We start from the raw sequence: 18,316 nt of genomic DNA on the forward strand, positions 1-18,316 counted from the left end.
GCCTCTTTAAGGATGTCGTCACAATATAATTAAAATACATATTTTCAAAAATCACTCTGATCAGCAATCAATGTAGCCTATTCAATCATATTTCATTTTTATTTTGGGAATTACTTTAGGAAGTTCCTTCGTTAACTCCATATTATGCTGTAATTGATTTTTTCCTAATGGCTGTTCAGCTTTCGAAAAATCTGACATTCTTGTTATCTCATGAATAAAAGGCACATCATCAGGCTTTGTTTTTGAGTACTCTTCTACCGACTTCTCAAAAATATTCCAATCCATCCCCCAATTTTTGGAGATTTCATAGATTGCTTGTTTCTTTTTGTTATTCTTCCATTCATTAAATGCCTCATCAAACCTTATATTTGTCGGTACATGACCTGGTTCCAATTCTGTTGTGACAAATTCTTTTATCAATTCAGCTTTTTCATAATCTCCTAAATCACTTAATTCTTGAATCTGTTGGTAGATGATACGTAGTGTTTCAGCATCGACTTGTTGCCTACCCTCAGAAGATTTGGTCTTCTCACCAATCAATTCAAGAATATGGTTGGCATCAATAACTTGTGTACGCACAAGTTTTGTCTTACCAAGAAGGGGCGTTACAGCTTCTGTCTCATCTGGAGGCTCCCCTTCCTCAAAAACCAGGTTCCTGTAAGCGCCTATATATTTTAGCCATGTATTTTCATCTATGCCAAAATCGTCATTACGCCATTCAAATTGATAGTACTGTTCTACCACCTGCATTTGTTTTGCGACTTGTTTAAATGCTTTTATAAAATCATTTTTGGCGTCTTCATCATTTTGAAATTCTTGCCATGTGGTAGGATCGGTCATCTTTGTCTTCATTTCACTCATTGCTATATTTAATTTTTCTACAGCTGTTTTGTAGTCGTCGACAATGGCTTTGCTGCTTGTACCACCTGTACCATAAAGCCTCAGTGCCTCGTCAACTTTCTCCTCTGTAATCCTTGGGTACTGGAAGTTTATAATCGAGCCAAATTCTTTGTCAGGGCCATGAACACGATTTGTTCGGGAATAGGCTTGAATCAGTCCATGCAATTCAAGAGACCGATCTACATATAACGTGTTTAAAAGTTGGGAGTCATATCCGGTCAGAAGCTGTTCTACCACAATCAGAAGATCAATATTTTTTCTACTCCGTCCGCTTCCTCCCCGACTCCCACGGGTCACGACATCTTCGTAATAAGCTTTTTCACCATGCTGCAAATCATCTTTTCTGAATTTGACCCCTGTAAAAGAAGCATAGTCATTAAACATCCAATCCACTACATCAGGGTCGACAGGGTTACGTTCTTCGTCCCCACCAAAACTGAATGTCAACGCAATATTTAATGGTCTGTCCATAGGCTCCATTTGATTTTTAAATTCTTCGAAATATTTAATAGCATGTTTTTTTGATCGGGTTGTTAAAATAGCGTTGAACTTTCTTCCTTGTGATTGCCCTTCCCAATTAGAAAGGATTTCAGTCACTACCCTTGGAATGTGAGTCTTATCGTTATACTGTAATATTTTCCTTTTGCTGGCGTCCTTTTCAACCTGCAATTCAGATAGTCCTTGGACGGAACGTTCAATATCTTTGCCTTGTCTATCTGGCTTTTTTAATTTCTCGTCCTCAATTATCATATCCCTTAAACTTTCGTAACTCTCAAATTCGCCTGTATTGATATAATCCACATGGAACCCCAATACATTACCATCAGAAATTGCTTCATCTATCGTGTACTTATGGAGTTCGGGACCAAACAATTTTTCTGTCGTATCGATGAGTTGACTATGCTGGTCAATCATTCCAGTCGATTTATTTTCCTCATATAATGGCGTGCCAGTATATCCAAAGAACAATCCATTCTTTTTAAAATAATTCTTGATTGTAGCCATCATGCTTCCCATCGTTGTCCGATGCGCTTCGTCAATGATGAATACTATTCTTTTCTGGCTCAACCTATCATTTTGATTCTCAATCAATTCATTTACCAGGTTGTTCAACTTGTACGTGGTTGTGACAACAATGCCACGGGCAGATGAATGCAGAGTTTTTCTGAGTTGATATGTATGCTGGGTGTCGTCTACAGAGACTGGTTCATAAGCGGCATATGCTTTAAAATTCTCACTCGTACGTTGATCCAACTCTCTCCGATCAAGCAAAAAAACGACCTTGTCGTATGCTCCGCGAGTTGATAAAAACAAAGCGGTCTTAAAGCTTGTGATGGTTTTACCAGATCCTGTGGTATGCCAAACATACCCTCCATGCGATAACCCCTCGTCATTATCCCAACCAAAAGCCGCTGCTTCAACAGCTTGCAGGGCATGAACCTGATAAGGACGCATGAGCATGTGACGTTGATTGTGCTCCTCTAGTGATTCATCAATCACCAGGTAGTCTCCGACCATTTGATGAGCCATGGGTATCATAAGAAATTGGCTGATGATCTCTTCCCAATCATTGACTGGTATATTGTTTTTATCGGCCCAGTGGAAGACAAAGGCAGGATTAAATTCATGGATAGACTTCGGCGTCGCAAAATAGCGTGTTGCCACTTCCGAAGTCGTCACCATCATTTGTGAAAACACCATGAAGTTATGCGTGTATTCGCCATCTTGATAATAGCGTTTAAATTGTCTGAACGCTTCGTCCAAAGTTTTATCAGAGCGCTTTTGTTCAATATTAATAAGCGGCAGTCCATTGATCAGCAGGATTAAATCGAAGCGATTGCCATTGGGACTTTCGACTTCACGGGCAATTTTATAGCTTGAGTCTCCCCCACTCACCTCAGCTTTTTTGAATATCGTCAGTGTGATTTGTTCTCTCGTTACATTCTCGTGGGCATCCCGATAAATCCCATCAATCTTCCCTTTAGAAGCTTCCATCGCAAGTAGTTTTGAAGCTTCAAAACTATTCGATATCTGATTCACCTTGGTCATCACTTGTTGGAACTCATCATCAGTCAAAGGCACTCCCTCTAACTGATCCGCATTAATACGGTTGAGTTCGTTACGCCAATTCGCCACTAGATCATCCACAGTGACTCTTTGTTTATTCCCGTTTAAAGAGTCTGGTGCCATCCACTTAAATTTTTTTAGCTCTGCCACAAATTTCTCTTGGAAATTATGCTCTGACGCATTTTTGCCTGTCCTACGCATGTCATCCCTCCTTTACACAAACATCTCATGTAAGTACGCTTGTTTAGTTGCTTTGAGCTTTTCTAGTTTTTGTTCATGCGTTTTAATCATGTCATCAAGATGTTTGAAGAACTCACCAATTTTTTGTTGTTCTTTATAATCTGGTATTTTGATTTGAATACTTTTTAATATTTCTGCATTTAGTTTTGCTCTCCCTCCTCCTACCAACCACTTTGATATATCCATAGATTTCATTCTCGATACTAAGAATAAGTTATCAACAATATCTGCTTTTCCTTTAACTACATGCGCATGATTATTGACCCATACTTTGCCATTTACATATATAACTGGATAATTTGTTAAATCATTGGCGCCGTCTTCAGCAATTAAAACAAATTCTCCATTATGAGTACTTCCTTTAACGTAATCTTGTATTCCATTAGCACCGTAATATGGGGTGTAACCTATTATTCTTTTTGAAGCAGTGACTGGAATTCTCAAATTATTATGCATGTTAATTATGTTTTCAAACTTAGAACTAATCCATTTCTCCGTAAACCCTTCAAACCTTCTTTTCGGTACACTTTCACCTTCTGTAGGGAACATTTCAGCAAGATAAGCTGACTTTAAGTCTTCTATTTTATCAATTTTTTGTTGCTGTAGAGCAATCATTTCATCAAGATATTTGAAGAACTCACCGATTTTTTGTTGTTCTTCTTTTGATGGAACACTAATTAAGCTATTTAAAATCCTTTGTGGAGATGAATGTTTTACAGTTGTTCCTGAAGCTGTCATAACAATTTGATTATGATAATTTTTGGTACATAATAAATTAAACAAGTAACTCTTATCTAAATCGTAATTCACTAACTTTCCAAGACGTTGATTATGTAAATATACATTACCGTCATCAGGAATTATAGCCGGAAACCCTAAAGTTTGAGCTGTTGGTGTTAAATCTGTCATTGTAACAAATATATCTCCAGGTTTCATTGCTGTTTTTTTTGGATAATCTGCAAGCTCATCATAATAATGGCCTTTATCTATCTGAAATCCTCCACCTACATTAATATTTCCAGGTGTCAGTACAATTTTTTTTGTAACATTAGATTGAAAATATTCACTTTTAAAAGCATGTCCATTTTCTAATTCAACATATTCTTTGACCTTACATATTTTCCATTCCGTATTAAACCCTTCAAACCTTCTCTTTGGTACTAATTGCTCTTGCTTAATCATCCACTCACCACCATTTGTGCCATCATGACTTCAAGTTCTTTTTCTAACTCTTCACTTTCTGCTTCTAAGGCATCCAGTGTATCTGAATAACGGTCTTGTAGTTGTTCTAAGACTACGAGTTCTTCAGTTAATGGGATTTCAAGCAGACGATTGACTTTCGAAATGACTGAACCAAACCATTTTTCATACATTAATGTGTCGATTTCTTCATCTGTTAGTGTTTCTATACGAGTTTCGGTCATTTCTTTTAACTCTGTTTCTAATTTCTTAACGTCTCGATTAAGTTTTGTACGTTCATTTAATAACTCTTCTATATTTTTAAGTAATGCATGATCCGTGCTCTCTTTTTCAACTGCTTTCAGCTCATTTCTGACTGAGCCGATTAAAAATGCATCTTCCTTTTCGTTTAGAGTATCGCTTAACGCAATTTCTTCATCACTCTCTTCAACTTTAGCCGCTTCAACAAGTTCTGTTAGTTCTGACTCAACCTCTTGAAGCCTCGTCTCTTTGGTTTCAATATTCACCAATTCTTCGTTATACAAAGTCGTTCTAATGAGGTCATTGGGTACTATGCTGCCGATCCATCCGTCCTGTTCTTCACGCTTCTTATTGCCTGAGCCTTTTGTTACTATATTCGGCACGCGTTTACGGCCTTTTTCATAAAAATCGCTTACTGCAATGATTTCTGCGTCCTCAGTTAATGTTTCACTCCAAATGTCAGCAATAATTTGGTAACCGTCATATTCATCTATATAGTCGAATTCTGATAAGATTTCTTTAATTTCATCGAGCATTGCTTCTCGAATCGCTTTAATGTCATTGACGTCGTTCACTGATTTGAGTAATTCCCAATACTTATCCTGATACGATTTAATTCTGCCTTCTAATGATTTAGATTTTTCCAATACAGCATTATCTTCTAAAACACTTTCCTTTAATACATCAATGTCATGCTTTAGCTGAACATAACCGGTCCGTACCTCTTCCAAGGCGTTTTCGATTACATGCGGCACCGTTGATTGGAGGACATGCAGATCTTTAATGTTTTTATACGGTATACCGCCAAATAGATGGGCATCCACATCATGTGGAATTTCTTCATCAACCGATTCGATGTAGCGTGGAATATTTAAGTTATATTCATTTTCAATAATCTCTTCGCGTGTCGCCAGATGACTATATCCTTTTGTTTCACTACGCTTTACATAAGTATCAACGAGTCTGGCTATGTCTTTTTCCCTCAATACATTCTGTTTACCTTCCTTAGTGAAAGTATGGGAGGCATCAATCACCAGAACAGGTGCATCGAGCGCTCTATTTTTCTTTAGGATGATGACAGTGACAGGAATGCCTGTATTGGTAAATAATTTATCCGGCAACCCAATGATGGTATCGATATAATTTTTCTCTAAAAGTCGTTTTCGGATTTGGCCTTCTGTTCCACCCCTGAACAACACGCCATGGGGCAATACGATCGCCATCGTTCCCTCTTGACCCAAGTGATACAAGCCATGCAGCAAGAAAGCATAATCTCCTTTAGAGTCAGGAGGTAACACGCCTGCCACTTCAAATCTTGGATCACTGACTTTTAAATCTGATTGGTTCCAGTTCTTTACGGAATAGGGTGGGTTCATAACGACAGCATCAAACTGCACACCTTCACTCGGCTGATCTGGGTCTTCTGGCCAGTCTTCTGCCAGAGTATCTCCGTTACGGATTGTCATACGTTCAGGACGCACGCCGTGCAGCAATAGATTCATACGCGTTAAATTATAGGTCGCTGTGTTTTTTTCCTGACCATAATAATTCAATAATTTCTGGTCGTCTTTCAAGAGATGGTTCCTCGCAGTTAACAATAAAGAACCCGAACCAACAGTCGGGTCATATATTGAATTAATATTCGAAGATTGAGCGACTATTTGAGCCATTACTTCACTGACTTGCCTAGGTGTATAGAATTCCCCTGCCTTCTTACCGGATTCCATAGCGAACTGACCGATCAAGTATTCATAGGCATCTCCCAATACATCTCTTTTTTGCAGAGCCACCATGTCCAAGTCAGCAAATAACAATATGAGTTTTTTAATATTTTTACTGCGCTCGTTTAAGGTGCTGCCTAGAGCGGTATTTGATAAATCCAATGTGGAGTTTGAAAACAACCCTTTGAAGTCATCTGAATCTCCACTCACTGCGATAGTCCGCTCAAAATTATTTAAGCTATCAATTACTTTCTGGACTTCGAAGTCCCCATTATTGATATCTGCCATCCAATTTTGATAAAGGTATTCCGGTAAAACATAATACCCTAACACATTGCCAATCATATTGGTCAATTGTTCCCCATATTCTTGATGCGCTTCGCGATATGATTCCACAAGCTTCATTTTATCTGATTCGGTTTCTCCACTCGTATCTTTAAACGTTTCCAGCGTCTGATCACTTAGAAATTTATAGAACATCAACCCAAGCATGTAATCCTTATAGCGGCTGGCATCCATTGAACCTCTCAAATCATTTGCGCCATCCCATAGTCTTCTTTTTATCTCATCTGATGTAATCATTTGAATTCTCCTTGAATATTAATTTCTAATTTTAATTTAATATCTCTATATTAACATTGCTCCATATATATGTTTAAAGCATTTAATAATCCATCCTTCATTTCTTGCATTTGATTTGTTGCAAGTTATTACCATTGTACTATATATGGAATTAGGTTAAGAGTGGCTCTATTGATTTTAACAAAGGAATTTCCAGCCTTTTCAACGTTTCAGGTGATTAAACTGGAGTGTATTTAAGCTTAACCGTAAATATAACCCGTATGGTAAGATGAAAAAAAGACCATCATGCTGAGGAGGCACTCAATGAATAATTATCAGGATAAAAACTTTTTCTTTGTAGGTACGACTATTAGCGAAGTTGATTATACGGATGAATTCATCAACAATAATAAGTGGCAGCTTGGTTGGGAAGGCAATGAAGAGGAACCGCAATATAAAACGATGCGGACTTACTATGACCAAATGAGTGAAGGTGACTATATCGTACTTAAGTCTACCTACACCCGTAAACACGACCTCCCATTTTTCAATCCTAACAATGTACATACTTCAGTCATGAGCATAAAGGCAGTTGGAATCATTAAAAACAATCTCGGAGATGGTCATACTGTAGAAGTCGACTGGCTCAAAGATTATCGGAACACTAAAAAGGAATGGTTGTTCTATACACAAAGACAAGCCATCTGGATGATTGATTATAAAGATTATTGGAACAGTCTATTGATAGAGTTTGCAATAAATGATGTTGAGCAGGATTATAGTGTTTTCCTACATGATGAGTATTGGCGAGATAAATATTTCACTGAGGCGCAATACGAAGAATATAAAAACTCGCATGAGAATAATATGTATGACTGGATTGATTTTTATCATTCCTTTGCTGATAAGCTGCGAAATTATGTCAACGATAGAAAAACATTGATCGAAAAAATTAAGCGTACTTATGATGAAATAGGAATGAAACTTCCCAGACTCGAAAGAGAGTATGACCTGACTGATATCGATCCATTCACCATCTTTGGTTTGTTCAACAAAGGAATCACCGACAAGAACAGAATCAAAATTATAAATGGCTTCAAGGAGACGTTCTCAATTGAACAACCCACCCCGAAATCATTCGCAGGTGTGCCTGTTGTCGTGAACATGGCCGCGACTTTCTATTATTTCAAGGGAGATAGAGAAGATGGGGACATAGACAACCTATGGCAGGTATTCATTGCTGCTTTGGATTATGATCAAGACCCCACTGAAACACATAAAGAAGCATTCATCCAAGCTTTTGATACAGTTACGAATCAACAAGGAATCAAGTGGAATATAACAATGGGCCTTTACTGGATACGTCCATACGCATTCATTAACTTAGATAGCGTAAATAGAGATTTTATAGCGCATTCAAAGAATATATCAACTGAATTCAATAAGAAGTTCAGCACCCTTAAGAAAGTGCCAACAGGAAACGAGTACATTGACATCATAAAAACAGCCCAGGATTCTTTCGAAAGTGGCAACTACAAATATCGCAGCTTCCCTGAGCTTTCATTACACGCATGGTTATCTTTAAGTGAGTCAGATGAAGAGGCAGTTGTAAGTGCTGAAGTTCCCCATACTAAAGCGGCAGATATTCCCAAGTCCGAATATGCCGAAAAGCTAATCTCTGCCAAAAATGTGATTTTAAGGGGTGCGCCTGGCACCGGTAAAACATACCTCGCACGAAATATTGCAGCAGAGATTGCGAGCGGCGGGGAAACACTCTCATATAAGTCGCTCGATCAGAACCATCAACACAATATAGAATTTATACAGTTCCATCCAAGTTATGACTACACGGATTTCGTGGAGGGATATAGACCCACTATTGATGCTAAGACAGGAGAAATGCATTATGAAATCATTCCCGGGGTCTTTAAGAAATTTATTAAAAAGGCTATAGTAGGCAAAAACAGCGGAGAGAAATTCGTTCTGATCATTGACGAAATCAATCGTGGGGAAATCTCAAAAATATTTGGAGAACTGTTCTTTGCGATCGATCCGGGGTATCGGGGTGAAGAAGGTAAGGTCAAAACCCAATACTCTTCCATAAATGCTGTGGATGATTTCCTATATGTACCAGAAAATCTATATATCATCGGGACTATGAATGATATCGACCGCAGTGTGGAAAGTTTTGATTTTGCGATGCGGAGACGATTCCGCTTCATAGAAATAACTGCTGAAACTCAAGCGGATATGCTGATAGATAATCTTACTGATCATGAAAATGCCATCAAGCATATGCATAGATTGAATGATGCGATATCTGAAGTAGAAGGCTTGAACAGTCATTATCACATTGGTCCCAGCTATTTCCTGAAGCTTAAAGATATTAATTATGATTATGGTTTATTGTGGCAAGATTATCTCGAACCATTACTCGAAGAGTATGTTCGTGGATTCTTTGATGAACAGAGTATACTGTCTGACCTCAAGGCAGCCTATGATGGTGATCACGTGGAGTACGACTATGAAAACTAAGGACAATACAATGACTACATCGGCTGATGTGAGCATCAGTAAAGCATTCATAGATAAAATCGCCAATAAGGATATTGAGGAACTTGAGACTTCAAACTTATTTTTATTTCCACCAAAAGTCAGTGAATCTGATGATTTGGATGCATCTCGTTTTGTAATGATGGCGAATACTGACGACATCAGAACCACAAACGTGATGGGCGTTATCGGCTATAAAAATGAACGACTCTTCATCGGTTCAAGATTCGATTCAGAAAATGATTACTTCTTTTATTATATGCTGAAAAAAGTTTTGAATATGAACGTCATCGATACTGAGGTTAATATGCAAGCTCAGAATGGTTTCTTAGAGCTGCTCATTCCCCTCTTCCCCAAATTTTTAAATAACGCAATGAAAAAAGGACTTTATAAGGAATATAAAGTGCATCATCATAATGACACTAACATCAAAGGCGCCATTGATTTCAAAAGACACTTAAAAAAGAACACCCCTTTCTTAGGGAAAGTGGCCTATAATACACGGGAATTCAGTTATGAAAACCATATGATCCATTTGATCAGATATACGATAGAATTCATTAAAAGAAGACGTGACTTGAGAAAAGTCCTCTACATGAATGACACTACAAAAGAAAATATACGCGTCATTGAAGAAAATTCACTGCAATTCGATTCCGAGCATATGTCGAAGATTATCCATCAGAACATCAGGAAACCAATACGGCACGGATATTTCTTTGAATATCAAGCTTTACAGAGGTTGTGCATTGCGATACTGAGAATACAATCCTCTCATTTCAGGAAGCACTCAAATAATGAAGTCTATGGCATCCTATTTGACGGGGCTTGGTTGTTTGAGGAGTATGTAAATACAATAATCGGAGATCAATTTCTGCACCCTCAAAATACGAAAGGCCTTGGACGCCATTATCTCTTCAATGCTGGCAATGGACTGATTTACCCCGATTTTATAAGTAGGAATGAGATGCAACCGAGAGTCGCAGATGCTAAGTATAAGCCTAATAGAAACATTCATGGCCGAGACTACTTACAGCTTGTCGCTTACATGTATCGCTTTGAAGCAGCTGAGGGGTATTTCATCTATCCTTTCCAGGAAACGTTAAATAATAATGAAGACAAAACATTGTCCTTATTAAGCGGCATAGAAAAAGCTTCAATAAGAGAACCTAGAATAAATATAATTAAATCAGGCATTCGAATCCCGAGCCAAGCGCGTGATTTTAAGAACTTTGAAGAAAATATGATGGAAGAAGAAGTGAAATTAAGAAATAGGATAATCACTCCTATTCCTTCTATTTGATGAAGCGTTCTATCCTTTACTCTTTAGAATGTGTTTTTGTTGACTGTGCATGAAACTATTCTATATCACGAATAAAAGTTAATTTAAAAACTCCAAGAATGTTATTTATTAACTGTCCATTAGTCAAGTTACAGTTCACTTTCACTAAAAATAGTATTATAATGAGTGAAACAATAGTTATAAAAGGGGGTATCCTGAGAAGAGTGAAAAAGTTATTTCAAACACTTAGTCAACCAGGGTACACACTTGCCTTTATTCTCGCTTTAGTGACATGCATATCTATATTCTTTCCTGATGCAATAGAAAATCGAAGCAATTTGGTGATATTCTGTTTAATTCTCGCTTTAATACTATTAATATTATATACAGATGTTATTAACCAGACCAATCGTGACTTAAATAAAAAAGTAGAAAATCATCATTTAACAATGATTCAAAGTTACGAGAGATTGACTCAATTGGAAACAGAGAAAGCTTATATTAAACTGTTTGAGGACTTTGTAAAATATGATAGCAATCTCTTCAATGTGCAAATGTATAAATATAGCATACATCCAACAAAAAGAAATAAAATTGATGTTCGTATCAATTATGTCGTAGGTTACACCGAAATCGGACACAATCTAAATGTAATGATGCAAGGAAACTATACATTCCTAAAATCCGATTTGAAAAGACTTCATAAAATAATAAATATAAGAAAACACACTAAAGATGACGAGGAATTATTAAATTATCAAGCAAATAAAATAGAAGAGATTAGTAGAATGAAAAAGTTCAAGGATGACTACAACGTTTTTCCACTATTAAATATCATAGAACAACAAGTTGTAAAAGATGCAACGGAAGATTCTCTCACAGGAGCTTATGTCCAGGCCATCAATGATATGGTTTATAATAAATTTGATAACTCTAACCGTAGAACTGAGCTAGTGGAAAGTATTATTAAGAATGAATTTTTAATTAAAAGTATCTTTGATACCTTTGAGTATAAAGGTATCAATAGAAATAAACAGGGCAGAAACTATTATTCTATAATTACTAAGAATATCTTTAATGAGAAAATAATATTTTTATTTACTTTTCATAGCAAAGGCGAAGTTATATATAAAAAAGACCCTGATGAATATTATCACGAATTCCTCTCCCAACTCAGAAACAGAAAATTGATTAATGAATAGGAGGATCTTTATGAATAAAAAAAGAGTAACATACTCAACTAATCCTCATTTGGATGAGCTTATGAAAAGATATGAGAGATTGGGCTATAATGTGTCTAGAGAAGAAATTGAGAAACGTCGTAAAACAATAGAACAAAAAAAACAATATCAGCAGAAAAAAAATGATAAAAAAGAACCATTTATCATCAAATAACATTAAAAACAAAGCAGAGTCATATAACTCTGCTTTGTTCTTTTATAGTGAATCTTTTAATCATTGTAAATCGAGTTCAGAAGTACATAGATGATCTAATTCCTTCTATCCACTATAATTTATTACATTTCTTCTTTTAGTGGTCCGGCTGCTTTAACTTTAATTCTTGTTGCATTACCTGGCAGATAGGCAAGTGGGACATCTTCAAAACTTATTATTTCTGTCTTTCTTTCATCAGCACCAGCCCTCACGGCTTCTTTAATGGCAAATTCTTTGATTTCAGCTATAATTTCTGTACGCTTTGCAGGGTCAACATTGTATATTTTTTCAATTTCTCCACTTATATCAGAAATAGCGGATCCGATTGCATTGGCAACTCCACTATTTTGGGGATTAATTACTTCACTAGCCCCTTCAATCTTCTTTGAAATTAGGGCACTGCCCCCGCCTACTAGAATCACAGGAACTTCTTGTTCACTTGTCTTCATTCTCTCTATCGCTTCTTCAATCATTTCCATAATCCTGTTATAGATACGATCTACTAACTCTTTTTCCAAATACTGAACTTTTTCGGAATCTCCTAATTCAAGTTTACCTTTTGCTACAGCAATATCCGTCACCGTAAGAGTATCTCCACCAAATACTTTTGCCTCTTCTGTTAATTTATATCCAACGCTATCTGGGCCTATTTTGAAATCACCTTCAAATACTTGGACTATAGTGCCCCCGCCGAGACCCAGTGAGTAGATATCAGGCATTCTAAAGTTGGTCTGTACTCCACCCAACTCAACTGAGAGTGAAGATTCCCTCGGGAATCCATTATGAATTACACCTATATCCGTAGTCGTTCCACCTATATCTACTATAATCGCATCTTCATGACTGGAAAGGAAACTGGCACCTCTTAGACTGTTGGTGGGTCCACAGGCTACAGTCAGTATTGGGTATTTAAGAGTATATTCTTTCGACATCAATGTTCCATCATTTTGACAAAAATAAACTTCACATTCCACATTGTTTTTCTCCAGTGCCTTTTGGAATCCTTCTGTCGTACGCTTGGCTACATCGATTATAGCAGCGTTCAATACAGTAGCATTTTCACGCTCAAGTAGGCTGATACTCCCGATTTCAGAAGAAAGCGAAAATGCAACATCTGTTCCAATAATGTCTTCAATTATTTCCTTAGCACGTACTTCGTGCTCTTTATTTACTGGTGAGAATATTGAAGTGATGGCAATAGAATTCACTTTCCCTTTAAGGTTTTCCGCAATATCTTTCAAATGTTCTTCGTCAAGGTCAGTAATCAGATTTCCGTTAAACTCATGGCCCCCTCTCACTTGGTAGATATATTGACCAATGATTTCTTTTAAGTCATCCGGCATACTGTAAATGGGTTCAATCGCTGTTCCAGCTGGTGCCCCAATGCGTATGACCCCCACTTTGTTTAAATTTTTCCGGGTTACTATTGCATTGGTACATTGGGTGGTCCCGAGCATGGCATAATCAATAAGGGACTTGTCTATACCTGAACTAGAAAGCAGCTGTTCTACAGAGGCCACAATACCACTTTCAATATCGTTCGTTGTAGGGTATTTAACCTCAGTGATTACCTCCATATTAGAATCCAGTATTGCACCATCGGTATTAGTTCCACCCACATCAATTCCTAGCTTATATCTCATTTAAAAAGCTCCTATCCTTATTGATTTAGCGTTTCTATTGTTTGATATTCATATTCATAGCCAAAATATGCTGGACCAACTGTTTCTATACCTTTGACAGTTCTCCATTTTGGATCACATGGCATGCCTAAAATCACAACCCGCATACCGAATTTCAATCCTTCAGTTGTAATCGGCATACCAGTTTCAGCATCAAGTACAGTAATGAGATCTGGTGTAAGACATCTAGGTTCATTATCGACTAAGCAGATAAGGTTTTCATTTTGGAAACTAAGCGAGCACTCAGATGATTGATATCGATTCAGACCTTCGAACATAGCCATACCTTTAACGAAACCGCCATCTGTCGCCCGCTCTACATCTTTTATTTTTCCTTCAAATAAAATAAAACCACTTGTTAATTCAACAAGTTCTTCAATCGGATTTTTAGAAGACATTATTATTTCTCCTAATTTTTCTTCGAAGGTTAATGATTTAAGTATAGAAGATTCTTTAACCTGCTTTCCTGTCATCGGGTAGATTGCATTTAATAATGACCCGCCCATAGTCATCGTAGCTGCACGAGCAATCCTTTCTGTCCACATTCCATCTATGGCATTTAGTACTATTGAGTTCTCCTTCTCATCCGCTAAAACCATTGGTGAAGCGTTTATTCCATCCAGATAGTACGTGACCATCTGAAGTTCCGGGAATGCGCGGCCCATTCCATCCGCATCTACTACAGGCAATCCTGCACGAGCTGCGAGAGCGAACGGTAGTAGAGAGTTCACACCACCCGCTTCAATCGGCATAGTTGCTGTAATCTTCTTACCCAGGTAATTTTCCAATTCAGTAAATGCTGTTATGGATTCATTCCCACTTGGAACCTTTTCCACCATGACTGTTGGAGCACCCATCATTGCTGAAGGGACCACCAGATCCTCATCATTCAATTCCTCTGCGCCTATTAATGGAATGGGCCCATATTTTTCAATTGCTTGCAGTACCATCAATTTACCTATAAATGGATCGCCGCCGCCTCCTGTACCTAATAAAGCTGCACCTATTGCCATTTTTTCTATTTCATCTTTCCCAATATAACGCATAATTTCACCCTCTAATTTTTATAATGGAACATAATCATAGTGATAACCAAAGTATCCTGGTCCCACTGTTTCTATTCCTTTTTCGGTTTTCCATTTATCATCCGCTGGCAATCCTAAAACAAAGCATCTCATACCAAACCTTAGCTTTTCTGTCGTTATCGGTTTTCCAGTTTCTAGATCTAACACAATTATCAAATCCGGAGTCACACACCTAGGCACTCCATCAATTAAGCAAATCAAATTCTCATTCTGAAATTCTATATGACATTCGGATTTATAATCCTCATTCAATCCTGTCAAATTAACCGTACCTTTTACGAAACCGCTGTCTGTTCTTCGCTCAACATCATGTATTTTACCTTGGAATAAAATAGTTCCATTAAGGAATTTCTCAAGCTCGACTATAGGCTGCTTATATTCTAGAAGTATTTCACCTACTCTAATCGACATGGAAACGGTATTTATAATAGCGTATTTACTTAACTCATCTTTACTAAGAAGATATACGCCATTTAAAACAGACCCCCCCATTACATCCGTCAAACTACGGGTGATTTTTTCTGTCCAGTCTCCCCTTTTCGTATTTAAGATAGCGGTATTACCCTTCTCATCTGCAAATACAGCTGGCGTATTGTGAATACCATTTAAATTAAATGTATCCATCTGCATTTCAGGAAATGCGCGTCCCATAGCATCTGCATCGACAAGCGGCACATTATTAATCGCGGCGAATATTATGGGAATTATGGAGTTGACGCCCCCCGCTTCAATTGGCATTATAGCGTCTATTTTATTATCGCTACACTTAACAAACTCCTCGTATAATAATGTAAAAGATTCAAAACTGGGGATTTTTTCTATTAACACTGTCGGGGCACCCACCATGGCGAATGTGGCAACTTTAGCATCTGAGTCCAATTCCTCAACCTCTATCATTTTCACTTTCCCATACTTTTCGATAGCTTGTTGCGCCATAAGTTTACCAAGGTAAGGGTCGCCTCCTCCCCCCGTCCCTAGCAGGGAAGCTCCAAGTGCTAGTTTATTAATATCTTCTTCGTCCAGATACTTCATTTGTTCACCTCTAGAGTAAAATCTTTCATCAACCATTTACTCGCGATCAGCTGCAATAGGAATGCCACCAAAAAAGCATCCATTGCCGGAGCGTTAGTCAAATTGATCAATTCCAGGCCAAGAGGGCTGGCTGACGTAGCAAATGCAACAAATATAGCTATTGCCCAAATGATAAGACTATATGGGTTAACTTTTTTGATATTATTCACCAGAGCAAAATCATAGGCTTTATGTCGCATAATATAATCTGCTGCATAAATACCGCCTACCGGTGGTATCATTATGCTGAGTATGTTCAGAAATGTAATGAAGTTTGTATAGATTCCAGTAATAGCAAAAGTAGTACCGACCACACCTGCAACTATAGTAATAATATATTTCGGGACTTTTTTGAATACCACTGAAAAACCTAATGCAGAAGAATAGAGGTTAGTATTGTTAGTAGTCCACTGGGCAAGGATTAAAACAAGCATCCCTCCGGTTCCCCAACCAATCCCAATCATTATGGCGACAACATCTACTTCTGTAGTTGCCTTAGCCAAAAGTACTGCTATCATCAAAACTATAGAGTATCCAACAAAATAACCGAGTAGCGAAGAGATTATTGTATCCTTGGTACCTTTCGCATATCTTGAAAAGTCAGGTGCAATGATGGCCCCAACAGCCAAAGAACCTATGACCAAGGATATTCCTGTGCCTATTGTGATCGATTCTGTTGCTAAGGCTGCATTGTTTAATTCTGATAAAGAGTAGTTTCTCAAGACAATTACTGTCGAACCAACGAGAAGTATTCCAAGAAGTGGAACAGCTACTATACTCAATTTTTCTATTGCTTTATATCCAATCATTGATGTTACCGTCATCATAGCTCCGCCGATGACCATCAATAAAGTACGATTAATTTCAATACCAAATACAGAGTTGATAACATTAAGTAGACTTGAACCAAAAAGATCAAGTTGTACCCCAAACCAACCAAATAATGAAATAGCAATAACAATTGAAACAAGATATGCACCGTATCGTCCCATAGCAAAGGAAGATATCATTGATGTTGATAAACCAGTTTTGTTCCCTGGGATTCCACATATTATATTCAAGATTGCGAGGAGGAAAGTGCCCACGAAAGATACTACTACTGCTTGTGATAAGCTCATTCCACTACCAAGTGCCCCACCAAGTGCTGTTGCTGACAATGCGATGATGCCAGCAATCCATACCATTGTTAGATGAAACCATCCTTTTCTCTCAGATTCTGGCACTGGACTTATCTCATAGTCTTCAATTAAACGTTTCCCCTCACTGGCTCCATTTCCTACAAAAGTTTCATCTTTTACAACACCTGTCCCTGTATTCATACTATTCCTCCTCCAGCATATTCATCATAGCAAGATTGAATAAATTTTTTGCATGTACGATTTCTTTCTCAATCCTTGAATCCGAATAAATTATACTACCCCAAAACAATCCATTTCCTATTAGCATATATGTTTCCAATAAATCTTTAATTGCGGTCTCATCTTTGCAAGTGTATTCATCTTTTATATTTCTGTACAATTTTTCAGTTAGCCATTGATTATATTGTTTCAAGTACTGTTCGACTTCCATTTTGAAATCTGTATTGTTGCTTTCCATTAATCTTAGGTACACTGCCGTCTCGTTCTGATTACCTCTATGGTGCCTCACTATTTTTTCTAATAAAGTTTCGAAACGTACCTTTAGTTCCTCATTCTCATATTTAAAGTACTCGTCTGTCATCGCCTTAAAATGTCCTGAAAGTACTTTAAGAAGCACATTGTTCACTAAATCCTCCTTGTTCTTGAAGAAGTAGTAAATTGAAGCTGATTTAATATTTGATGCTTCGGCTATCTTTTTCATTGTAGTTCCTTCATACCCGTGAATGGCAAGTTGCTGGAGAGCAGAATTAATGATGTTTTCCTTTGTCATATTTCACCTACCTATCGATTAGTAGGTAATATAACACGAATGTTATGAAAAGTATATGTTTTCTGACAACTATATTTTACTTTTTAAAATTCATGGCATAAATATTTATCAATCTATATTTTCATTTCATCATCAATTTATCGGACTTTTATAAACAACTGCTATTTATTCACCTGATATCAAAATTGCTTGTTCTACCAATCCCTTTCATCCTCTCTCTTTGGCTCAACATTTTTATGATATCTTTCTATCTCTGCATATAATTTCATCCAACTTTCACCCTACTTTCATAGCGCCTAAAAATCCCTATATTTTTAGGAAAACGCTTACCTTAATAATCTCCCAAACCCCTTGCCAGCCGTGGGTTCAGCG

General features: G+C 37.3%; 12 protein-coding genes. 4 read left to right on the forward strand and 8 right to left on the reverse strand.

What is annotated here, in order from left to right; translation table 11 throughout:
- Positions 1 to 81: 81 nt before the first annotated feature.
- The 3 genes from ACZ43I_RS09165 to ACZ43I_RS09175 are packed head-to-tail and all read right to left on the reverse strand — an operon-like array spanning position 82 to position 6,950.
- Positions 82 to 3,168 carry a type I restriction endonuclease subunit R gene (locus tag ACZ43I_RS09165; protein WP_344701738.1) on the reverse strand — a complete coding sequence of 1,029 codons (3,087 nt, stop codon included), beginning with the start codon at positions 3,166 to 3,168 and terminating at the stop codon, positions 82 to 84.
- Between the two features lie 12 nt (positions 3,169 to 3,180).
- Positions 3,181 to 4,389 carry a restriction endonuclease subunit S gene (locus ACZ43I_RS09170; RefSeq protein WP_344701740.1) on the reverse strand — a complete coding sequence of 403 codons (1,209 nt, stop codon included), beginning with the start codon at positions 4,387 to 4,389 and terminating at the stop codon, positions 3,181 to 3,183.
- Complete coding sequence (locus ACZ43I_RS09175) at positions 4,386 to 6,950, reverse strand: type I restriction-modification system subunit M (RefSeq protein ID WP_344701742.1); 2,565 nt, start codon at positions 6,948 to 6,950, stop codon at positions 4,386 to 4,388. The genes ACZ43I_RS09170 and ACZ43I_RS09175 overlap by 4 nt, the downstream gene beginning before the upstream one ends.
- Positions 6,951 to 7,253: 303 nt before the next feature.
- Here ACZ43I_RS09175 and ACZ43I_RS09180 point away from each other — a divergent pair, with 303 nt between their 5' ends.
- The 4 genes from ACZ43I_RS09180 to ACZ43I_RS09195 all read left to right on the forward strand — a co-directional run bounded on the left by ACZ43I_RS09180 (position 7,254) and on the right by ACZ43I_RS09195 (position 12,159).
- The gene (locus ACZ43I_RS09180) at positions 7,254 to 9,464 is read left to right on the forward strand and encodes an McrB family protein (protein WP_344701744.1); all 2,211 of its coding nucleotides are present in this window, start codon (positions 7,254 to 7,256) and stop codon (positions 9,462 to 9,464) included.
- Positions 9,454 to 10,785, forward strand: coding sequence for a 5-methylcytosine restriction system specificity protein McrC (locus tag ACZ43I_RS09185; protein WP_344701746.1), 1,332 nt, complete (start codon positions 9,454 to 9,456; stop codon positions 10,783 to 10,785). The genes ACZ43I_RS09180 and ACZ43I_RS09185 overlap by 11 nt, the downstream gene beginning before the upstream one ends.
- Positions 10,786 to 10,988: 203 nt before the next feature.
- Positions 10,989 to 11,966 (forward strand): hypothetical protein, encoded by a 978-nt coding sequence (locus ACZ43I_RS09190; RefSeq protein ID WP_344701748.1) that lies wholly within the window; start codon positions 10,989 to 10,991, stop codon positions 11,964 to 11,966.
- A 10-nt stretch (positions 11,967 to 11,976) separates the two neighbouring features.
- The gene (locus ACZ43I_RS09195) at positions 11,977 to 12,159 is read left to right on the forward strand and encodes a hypothetical protein (RefSeq protein WP_344701750.1); all 183 of its coding nucleotides are present in this window, start codon (positions 11,977 to 11,979) and stop codon (positions 12,157 to 12,159) included.
- A 122-nt stretch (positions 12,160 to 12,281) separates the two neighbouring features.
- Here ACZ43I_RS09195 and ACZ43I_RS09200 read toward each other — a convergent pair whose 3' ends face one another.
- Genes ACZ43I_RS09200 through ACZ43I_RS09220 form a run of 5 tightly spaced genes read right to left on the reverse strand, consistent with a single transcriptional unit; the run spans position 12,282 to position 17,944 of the window.
- Positions 12,282 to 13,841, reverse strand: a complete 1,560-nt coding sequence (locus tag ACZ43I_RS09200) for a hydantoinase/oxoprolinase family protein (RefSeq protein WP_344701752.1) — start codon at positions 13,839 to 13,841, stop codon at positions 12,282 to 12,284.
- A 17-nt stretch (positions 13,842 to 13,858) separates the two neighbouring features.
- Positions 13,859 to 14,926 carry a DUF917 domain-containing protein gene (locus ACZ43I_RS09205; RefSeq protein ID WP_344701754.1) on the reverse strand — a complete coding sequence of 356 codons (1,068 nt, stop codon included), beginning with the start codon at positions 14,924 to 14,926 and terminating at the stop codon, positions 13,859 to 13,861.
- A gap of 18 nt (positions 14,927 to 14,944) precedes the next feature.
- Entirely contained in the window at positions 14,945 to 15,997 is a 1,053-nt protein-coding gene (locus ACZ43I_RS09210) for a DUF917 domain-containing protein (protein ID WP_344701756.1), read from the reverse strand.
- Entirely contained in the window at positions 15,994 to 17,355 is a 1,362-nt protein-coding gene (locus ACZ43I_RS09215) for a purine-cytosine permease family protein (protein WP_344701758.1), read from the reverse strand. The genes ACZ43I_RS09210 and ACZ43I_RS09215 overlap by 4 nt, the downstream gene beginning before the upstream one ends.
- A 1-nt stretch (position 17,356) precedes the next feature.
- Positions 17,357 to 17,944, reverse strand: a complete 588-nt coding sequence (locus tag ACZ43I_RS09220) for a TetR/AcrR family transcriptional regulator (protein ID WP_344701759.1) — start codon at positions 17,942 to 17,944, stop codon at positions 17,357 to 17,359.
- Positions 17,945 to 18,316 lie beyond the last annotated feature (372 nt).

This window comes from Salinicoccus jeotgali (assembly GCF_055379195.1).

Excerpts from the sequence above, each read along its gene's own strand:
- ACZ43I_RS09165 (WP_344701738.1), bottom strand. The coding sequence starts at position 3,168 with ATGCGTAGGACAGGCAAAAATGCGTCAGAGCATAATTTCCAAGAGAAA.
- ACZ43I_RS09170 (WP_344701740.1), bottom strand. The coding sequence starts at position 4,389 with ATGATTAAGCAAGAGCAATTAGTACCAAAGAGAAGGTTTGAAGGGTTT.
- ACZ43I_RS09175 (WP_344701742.1), bottom strand. The coding sequence starts at position 6,950 with ATGATTACATCAGATGAGATAAAAAGAAGACTATGGGATGGCGCAAAT.
- ACZ43I_RS09180 (WP_344701744.1), top strand. The coding sequence starts at position 7,254 with ATGAATAATTATCAGGATAAAAACTTTTTCTTTGTAGGTACGACTATT.
- ACZ43I_RS09185 (WP_344701746.1), top strand. The coding sequence starts at position 9,454 with ATGAAAACTAAGGACAATACAATGACTACATCGGCTGATGTGAGCATC.
- ACZ43I_RS09195 (WP_344701750.1), top strand. The coding sequence starts at position 11,977 with ATGAATAAAAAAAGAGTAACATACTCAACTAATCCTCATTTGGATGAG.
- ACZ43I_RS09200 (WP_344701752.1), bottom strand. The coding sequence starts at position 13,841 with ATGAGATATAAGCTAGGAATTGATGTGGGTGGAACTAATACCGATGGT.
- ACZ43I_RS09205 (WP_344701754.1), bottom strand. The coding sequence starts at position 14,926 with ATGCGTTATATTGGGAAAGATGAAATAGAAAAAATGGCAATAGGTGCA.
- ACZ43I_RS09210 (WP_344701756.1), bottom strand. The coding sequence starts at position 15,997 with ATGAAGTATCTGGACGAAGAAGATATTAATAAACTAGCACTTGGAGCT.
- ACZ43I_RS09215 (WP_344701758.1), bottom strand. The coding sequence starts at position 17,355 with ATGAATACAGGGACAGGTGTTGTAAAAGATGAAACTTTTGTAGGAAAT.
- ACZ43I_RS09220 (WP_344701759.1), bottom strand. The coding sequence starts at position 17,944 with ATGACAAAGGAAAACATCATTAATTCTGCTCTCCAGCAACTTGCCATT.